Consider the following 363-nt stretch of genomic DNA (forward strand, 5'->3'; position numbering starts at 1 on the left):
CTCGATGAACTGGTATCTCAGCTCGACTCTTTGGCGAAGAAGGCCGCCGCCTTTTTTAAAATATCCTTTTCAATCTGAAGCTTACGCACTTCTTCGCGGAGCTTCTTGATCTCGGCGTCGCGATCGTCTTCCTGCTGCCCCGGGGTGCTGGAGACCTGCTGACGGTGCTTGCGGCACCAGCGGTCCAACAAGCTACGGTCAACCCCCAGGCGCCGGGCAGCCTCGGATACGGAATACCCCTGCTCGGTCACCAGGCTCACCGCATCCGCCTTGAATTCATCGGAATACCGACGTCGAGTCTTCTTGGTCATGAACACCTCCATTGCCTCCATTATGAGGCTTATCGGGGTGTCCGCTCCAATT

The 363-nt window shown here is 56.7% G+C and carries 1 pseudogene; it reads right to left on the minus strand.

The features are described 5' to 3' along the window. A pseudogene (locus tag FEI13_RS18885) lies at window positions 1-311 on the minus strand (transposase); the annotation flags it as partial. Between the last annotated feature and the right edge of the window lie 52 nt (window positions 312-363).

The organism is Halomonas urmiana (assembly GCF_005780185.1).
In the GTDB taxonomy this organism is placed as follows: Bacteria; Pseudomonadota; Gammaproteobacteria; order Pseudomonadales; family Halomonadaceae; genus Halomonas; species Halomonas urmiana.